Raw genomic sequence first — 7,347 nt, 5'->3', positions numbered from 1 at the left:
GCGCCTGCCCCGAAGCCAGCCCCGGTTGCTGCCGCCCCGGTTGCCGAGCCCGAGCCCGCTGAAAGCGAAGCGCCCGCTCCCGAAGTGGCGAAGGCGCCTGCGGTCGTCATGCGCTCGGTCGGCCCCGGCGGCTTCCTGCGTCAGGCACCCGGCGAGCAGCAGGCGCCGATCGCGCCCGCGCCGCCGCGTCGACTGGTCCCGGCTCGTCCGTCGTCAGACATGGCGGGCAAGACGACGTTGCTCGATCTCAACGACCGGATCTGCAAATGGCCGATCGGGCACCCCGGCGAGCCCGATTTCCATTTCTGCGGCGAAAAGGTGAATCCGGGTTTCCCTTATTGCGTGGAACATTGCGGCCATGCCTATCAGGCGCAGCTGCCACGTCGCGACCGCCGTCCGCCGCCGCCGCTGCCCTTCGGCGGACCGCGGGTTCGCTAGAGATTGATTTCTCGCACAAAGCCCCTCCCCTGAAGGGGAGGGGTCCCGGAACCTCAAGCCTTCGCCTGATCCCGGATCGGCAGGTTGCGCACGCGCTTGCCGGTCGCCGCGAACAGCGCATTGGCGAGCGCGGGCGCGGCGGGGGGCAGGCCGGGCTCGCCCAAGCCACCCATGTCATGCCCGCTGTTGATGAAATGCACGGTGATCGCGGGCGCATCGGCGAGCTTCAACACTTCATAATCGCTGAAGTTGCGCTGCACGACTGCGCCCTTGTCGAGCGTGATTGCCTCGCCGATGGCGGTCGACAGCCCCATGACGATGCCGCCCATCACTTGCGCTTCGGCATTGCGCGGGTTGACCACCGTGCCGCAGTCGACGACCGCCGTGACCTTCAGCACCTTGGGGGTGCCGTCGTCCTTCAGCATCACTTCGGTCACATGCGCCGCGATCGTGTTGAACGATTCGACGATCGCAACGCCACGCCCGACACCAGCAGGCAGCGGGGTCCCCCAGCCGCCAAGCTTGGCCGCCTGTTCGAGCACCGCGAGATGCCGCGATCCCGGGCTCAGGTGGCGTTTGCGGAACTCGACCGGGTCGACGCCTGCCGCGTGCGCCAGCTCGTCCATGAAGCTTTCGGTGTAAAAGCCATGCTGCGTGGCATTGACCGATCGCCACGCGCCAACGGTCTGGTTCGACACCTGCTTGAAATGCCGCCGGGTCGCAGCGGGCAGATCATAGAACAGCGGGACTTCGGCCAGGCCATCCTCGGGCTGGGCGAAATCATAACGCAGCCCCGCGATCTTGCCGTCGCTCCCGATCGCGCCCTTCAGATGTGCCGAGCTTTGCGGACGATAGGCGCCCTGCGTCACTTCTTCCTCGCGCGCCCAGATCAGCTTGACCGGATAGGGCAGCTGCACCGCGACGCGTGCGACCTGATCGACGATTTCCATGTACATCGGCAAGCGCCGCCCGAAGCTGCCGCCGATCAGCATCGGGTGGAAGGTTACCTTGTCGGGCGCGAGTCCGGCAGCGGCCGCAGCGCCCATCTTTGAGGCGAGCGGATCCTGCATCCCGCCCCAGATGTCGAGCTTGCCGTCCTTGTAATGCGCGGTCAGCGCAAACGGCTCCATCATCGCGTGGTGGAGGAACGGCAACCGATACTCGGCATCGACCAGCTTGGCGCCCGCCGTTTTCAGGCCTGCCTCGGCATCGCCCTTGCCCTTGGTCGCATCGGGCTTGTTGGCTCCGCGCAGCTTGGCCTGTTCGGCAAAGATCGACTCGGTCGATATCGCGCCGTTGCCGCCGTCGCTGAACTTCGGTGACAGGGCGCGCGCGCCCTTCAGCGCTTGCCAATAGCCCTTGGCGACCACGACCACGGCGGCGTCGAGCTTGATCACTTTTTCCACGCCTGGCACGGCCATTGCCGGCGCCGGATCGACGGAGGTCAGCTTGCCGCCGCGAATCGGTGCTGCAATCACGGTCGCGACACGCATGTCGGGCTTGATGACGTCCATGCCGTACTGCGCGGTGCCATTAACCTTCGCGGGAATGTCGAAGCGCGGCACCGGCTTGCCGATGAAGCGGAAATTCTTCGGGTCCTTGAGCGGCGGATTGCTGTCGAGCGACCGCCCCGCCGCCTCTGCCGCGAGTTCGCCATAGCGCAGCGACCGGCCCGACTTGACGTGCGTGACCTTGCTGTCGCGCGCGGTCAGTTCGGCAGCAGGCACGCCCAGGCGCGCGGCAGCGGTATCAACCAGCGCCTGCCGCGTCGCCGCGCCAATCACCCGCACGCTCTTCTGCCCGGTGAAGCGCAGTGCCGACGATCCGCCGGTGATCTGCAGGTTCATCGACCGCGCGATCATCGACAACAACGATGTCGGCAGCGACGCGACAACGCCCGGATAGCCGGTCATCTCGGCCAGAAAGCCGCGCCCCAGCGCGACATTGGCGAATGCCGATTCGGCCGGTGCCGAGACGACCTCGACCTTTGCCCAATCGGCTTCAAGCTCGTCGGCGAGCATCTGCGCGAGGCCGGTGTTCGAGCCCTGCCCGATGTCGGTGTGCGGCGAAAACAGCGTGATCTTGTCGTCCTCGCCGATCCGCAGCCAGGTCGCGAAATTATGCCCGTCCTTGCCGTTGGTGAGTTCGGCGGCCTGCGACTGTGCCGAACCATCGGCCCATTTGATCGCGAAAATGCCGCCGCCAATCACGGCCGCGCCACCGATCAGGAAAGTCCTGCGAACAATGCCCATCGTGTGCGCTCCTCAGGCCTGGCCGGCGACGGCGTGGATCGCCGCGCGAATACGGGGATAAGTGCCGCAGCGGCAGATGTTGGTCATTGCTTCGTCGATCTGCGCGTCGGTCGGCTTCGGCGTCGCCGCGAGCAGCGCAGCCGCCGCCATCAGCTGGCCCGACTGGCAATAGCCGCATTGCGGCACCTGATGCGCGATCCACGCCGCCTGCAGCGCGTGGAGCGTGCCGTCGGGCTGCGCCAGCCCCTCGATCGTCGTGATCGACTTGCCCGCGACGTCGCTCACCGGCACGCTGCACGAGCGCATCACTTCACCGTCGATATGGACGCTGCAAGCGCCGCACGCCGCGATGCCGCAGCCGAATTTGGTGCCGGTCATGCCCAGCGCCTCGCGGATCGCCCACAGCAGCGGGGTGTCAGGCTCGACGTTGAAGGTGACGGGCTTGCCGTTGACTTTGGCGACGACTGACATCCTGCATCCCATTGTTTCGCTGCGTGATGGGTTGCGTATAGCAACTGGCAGCGCTGCTTGCCATGCCTTGATCGCAAATGCGAAAGCCCCCGGCGCGCGGGCGCCGGGGGTTCATCGGGGCAGCCAGACCGGGCTGTTTAGAAGCGGAACGCCGCCGTCAGCCGCAGCGAGTGCCAGTTGAACTTGTTATCGCTGCGCGCGAAAGTGGTCGTCGTGCCGCCGAGCACGAAGGGATTGGTTGCCGGCGCGGTCCCCTGCGTCACCAGCACCCGCGCGTCGGGCGCATCATAATCATGGTAGAGATACTCGAGCCCGATCGAGAAATTGCGTCCGATCTTCTGCTCGATGCCGCCGCCATATTGCACGCCCCATTTGTTGCGCGTGCCCGTCGTCGCAAAGGCATTGGCGGTGTTGGTGGTCGAAAAGTCACTGCGAATGCGGGCATAGCCTGCACCGCCAGTCCCATAGAACAGCGTGTTGCGCGCCGCAAAACCCAGCCGACCACGGAAGCCGGCTTCCCAATTGACCGAACGCGTCATCGTATAGCTCGCAGGCGTCGTGCTGAACGCGCTGACGCTGTCGGTGATCTGGCTGTCGCCGAATTCGGCAAGCGCGCCCAGCACGAGCCAGCGCTTCTGGATGTCGAAGCCGATGCGGCCACCATAAGCGACATCGTCGCGGTCGTTGCGGCAGCCATTATCGGGAATTGTCCCGTTCGCACGACCATTGCAGAAGCCGGGCGAGAAGGCATCGGCGCCTGCGGCGGTCGTTACCGTCGCGCTGCCGTTGCGGTTGAACACGATGCTCTCGCCCGGATCGTTCGGCTGCACGTCATAGCTGACGAAACCGCCGACATAGAGGCCCTGAAACGGCCGTTCCTCGACTGGCGCCGGGGGTGCGGCTTCAGCGGCGGCAGGTGGGACATCGCTGGTCTGAGCCAGCGCAGGGCTGGCGATCAAGACGATTGATGCCGCGCCCAGCAGCGAATGGATCGTGACGTTACGCATGATATACTCCGACGTTGTTACAGGTGCATGCCAAACGTCGGTATGGTCGCTTTGTATTCCGCAGCTGCACAAAGAATTTTGCGTGTTGCATATCGGCAACTCGACGAATTTAACTATGGAATTTTTCAGCAAAAGGCCTCCGGTTCACAGGAACCGGAGGCTTTTACTTATGGGGGCGTAACGATCAAAAACGATAAGCAACGGTTGCGCGCACAGTGTTCCAGTTGAAGCGATTGTCGCTGCGCGCAAAATCGGTGCCGCCTGCCCCGGCCAGCAGGAACGGGTTGGTGGCCGGTGCGGTTCCCGGCCCGACGCGGACGCGGAAGTCGGTGTCGTTGTAACGGTGGTGCAGATACTCGACACCAATCGAGAAATGCTTGCCCAGCTTCTGCTCGATCCCGCCGCCGAACTGGCCGCCGACGCGGACCTCATCGCCATTGTTGATGAATGAGTTGGCCGTATTGCTGGTGGCGAAGGTACGCTTGATATCGATGATGCCCAAGCCTGCCGTCGCAAAAAGCAGGGTCTTGCCGAATGCAAAGCCAGCTCGGCCGCGCACGCCGCCTTCCAGATTGACCGACCGGGTAAGCATGTAGTTGGCGGGCGTGGTGCTGAACGCCGTGACACTGTCGGTGATCAGGCTGTCGCCAACTTCGCCGACGATGCCGACGACGATCCGCCCGCGCTGGATATCATAGCCAAGCCGACCCGAATAAGTGAATCCGCTGCGATCATTGGTGCAGCCCGCCGCCGCATTGTTGCCGCGCGCCACGCCGCCACAAAAGCCCGGCGAGAAGGCATTGGCGCCGGCCGTCGTCACCACGGTATCGCCGAACCGGCCGTCGAGATTGCGGTCGAACAACACCGTCGCATTGCCATCGTTCGGCTGAAAACCATAACCGGCGGTCGCGCCGATATAGAATCCTTCGAATTCGCTCGTCGGCGCTGCTTCCTGGGCCAGGGCCGGGGCCGATAGCCCGATTGCTGCTGCGAAAATTGTCCCCTTGATGATCGATGCACGCATGGATGTTCCCTCCGTTGCCGTTGATGACCGCAACAGAAACGAGAGCATTGGGATTTTGTATGCATTGGCCGCGCCGGATCGCGGCGGCTATGTCCGCCAGCGTGCGTTCGCGAGCGCGCTTGCGCCCGTGACTCCCGCGCTCCTATAGCATCGGCCATGTCCGACGATCTGTTTGCCGCCCCCAATGCCGTGCCCGGCAGCTATGACGCTTCCTCGATCGAAGTCCTCGAAGGGCTGGAGCCGGTGCGGCGACGGCCGGGCATGTATGTCGGCGGCACCGACGAGCGCGCGCTCCACCACCTTGCCGCCGAAGTGCTCGACAATGCGATGGACGAAGCCGTCGCAGGCCACGCCAGCCGGATCGAAGTGTCGCTGGAGCCCGGCAACCGGCTGACGATCACCGATAACGGCCGCGGCATCCCGGTCGATCCGCACCCCAAGTTTCCGGGCAAGTCGGCGCTCGAAGTGATCCTGTCGACACTCCATTCGGGCGGCAAGTTCGAAGGGAAAGCCTATGCCACCAGCGGCGGGCTGCACGGCGTCGGGGTCAGCGTCGTCAACGCACTGTCGGCGGACACAGTGGTCGAAGTCGCCCGCAACAAGCAGCTTTATCGCCAGCGTTTCTCGCGCGGGCTGACGCTCGGGCCGCTCGAGGAACTGGGCCCTGTGCAGAACCGCCGCGGCACCTCGGTCGCCTTCACCCCCGACCCTGAGATTTTCGGCCCCGAGCTGCACTTCAAGCCGCAGCGGCTCTACAAGCTCGCGCGCTCGAAAGCCTATCTGTTCGCGGGCGTCGAAATCCGCTGGCGCTGCGCCCCCGAGCTGATCGGCGACGGCGACGTGCCGCCCGAAGCGGTGTTCCAGTTTCCCGGCGGCCTTGCTGATCATTTGCGCGAACAGGTGGCGGGCCGCGAATGCGCGACGGCGGATTTCTTCGCGGGCACGCAGGACTTCCCCGCCGGGCCGAACGGCGAGCAGGCGGGCCGGGTCGAATGGGCCGTCAGCTGGCCGCTGTGGAGCGACGGCAGCTACAGCTGGTACTGCAACACCATCCCGACCCCCGACGGCGGCACCCATGAAGCGGGCTTACGCGCCGCGCTGGTCAAGGGCATCCGCGGCTTCGGCGATCTGGTGGGGCAGAAAAAGGCGAAGGACATCACGGCCGAAGACGTGATGACCGGCAGCGAGCTGATGCTCTCCGTCTTCATCCGCGAGCCGCAATTCCAGAGCCAGACCAAGGACCGGCTCACCAGCCCCGAAGCCGCGACCCTCGTCGAGCGCGCGGTGCGCGACCATTTCGACCATTTCCTCAGCCACAATATGGAGCGCGGCAAGGCACTGCTCGGCTATGTGATCGAACGCATGGACGAGCGGCTCGCGCGCAAGGCCGAGCGCGAGGTCAAGCGCAAGACCGCGACGTCGGCGCGCAAGCTGCGGCTCCCCGGCAAGCTCACCGATTGTTCGGCTGACAGCCCCGAAGGCACCGAAATCTTCATCGTCGAAGGTGATTCGGCGGGCGGATCGGCCAAGCAGGCGCGCGATCGCAAGACGCAGGCGATCCTGCCCATTCGCGGCAAGATCCTGAACGTCGCCTCGGCGACTGCCGCCAAGATCGGCGCCAATACCGAAATCGCCGATCTCATCCAGGCGCTCGGCTGCGGCACGCGCAAGGACTGCCGCCCCGACAATCTGCGCTACGAACGCATCGTCATCATGACCGACGCCGATGTCGACGGCGCGCATATCGCGACGTTGCTGATGACGTTCTTCTTTCAGGAAATGCCCGAGATCGTCCGGCGGGGGCACCTCTATCTCGCGCAGCCGCCGCTTTACCGGCTGACGGCGGGGACGAAGAGCCTCTACGCGATGGACGACGCCGACCGCGCGCGGATCGAGGCGACCGAGTTCAAGGGCCGCAACGTCGATGTCGCGCGCTTCAAGGGCCTCGGCGAAATGAACCCGATGCAGCTGCGCGAAACGACGATGGACCCCAAGTCGCGCTCGCTGCTGCGCGTCACGCTACCCCAGGAGTATGAGGAGCGCGCGCAGGTAAAGGACCTGGTCGACCGCCTGATGGGCACCAACCCCGCCCACCGCTTCACCTTCATCCAGGAAAATGCCGCGCGGGTCGAGGAAGACGCGATCGACGCGTGAC

General features: G+C 65.1%; 6 protein-coding genes. 2 read left to right on the top strand and 4 right to left on the bottom strand.

Features of this window, described 5'->3' with window-relative positions; all coding sequences use genetic code 11:
- On the top strand, window positions 1-438 hold a 438-nt coding region (locus AX672_RS06070; protein ID WP_231731169.1), incomplete at its 5' end, for a GcrA family cell cycle regulator.
- 53 nt (window positions 439-491) lie between these two features.
- Here AX672_RS06070 and AX672_RS06065 read toward each other — a convergent pair.
- The 4 genes from AX672_RS06065 to AX672_RS06050 all read right to left on the bottom strand — a co-directional run bounded on the left by AX672_RS06065 (window position 492) and on the right by AX672_RS06050 (window position 5,192).
- Complete coding sequence (locus tag AX672_RS06065; protein WP_066649885.1) at window positions 492-2,690, bottom strand: xanthine dehydrogenase family protein molybdopterin-binding subunit; 2,199 nt, start codon at window positions 2,688-2,690, stop codon at window positions 492-494.
- 12 nt (window positions 2,691-2,702) lie between these two features.
- Window positions 2,703-3,161 carry a (2Fe-2S)-binding protein gene (locus tag AX672_RS06060; RefSeq protein WP_066649883.1) on the bottom strand — a complete coding sequence of 153 codons (459 nt, stop codon included), beginning with the start codon at window positions 3,159-3,161 and terminating at the stop codon, window positions 2,703-2,705.
- 137 nt (window positions 3,162-3,298) lie between these two features.
- Window positions 3,299-4,168, bottom strand: a complete 870-nt coding sequence (locus tag AX672_RS06055) for an outer membrane protein (protein ID WP_066649880.1) — start codon at window positions 4,166-4,168, stop codon at window positions 3,299-3,301.
- A 184-nt stretch (window positions 4,169-4,352) separates the two neighbouring features.
- Window positions 4,353-5,192: an outer membrane protein gene (locus AX672_RS06050; RefSeq protein WP_066649878.1), complete on the bottom strand. Its 840-nt coding sequence runs from the start codon at window positions 5,190-5,192 to the stop codon at window positions 4,353-4,355.
- Window positions 5,193-5,348: 156 nt separating this feature from the next.
- Here AX672_RS06050 and parE point away from each other — a divergent pair, with 156 nt between their 5' ends.
- Window positions 5,349-7,346, top strand: coding sequence for a DNA topoisomerase IV subunit B (gene parE, locus AX672_RS06045; RefSeq protein ID WP_066649876.1), 1,998 nt, complete (start codon window positions 5,349-5,351; stop codon window positions 7,344-7,346).
- The last annotated feature ends 1 nt before the right edge of the window (window position 7,347 follow it).

It is taken from the genome of Sphingomonas sp. CCH10-B3, from assembly GCF_001556185.1.
Lineage (GTDB): Bacteria > Pseudomonadota > Alphaproteobacteria > Sphingomonadales > Sphingomonadaceae > Sphingomonas > Sphingomonas aquatica.
The sequence above is the reverse complement of the archived record's forward strand: the minus strand, read 5'-3'. Positions and strand labels throughout refer to the sequence as shown.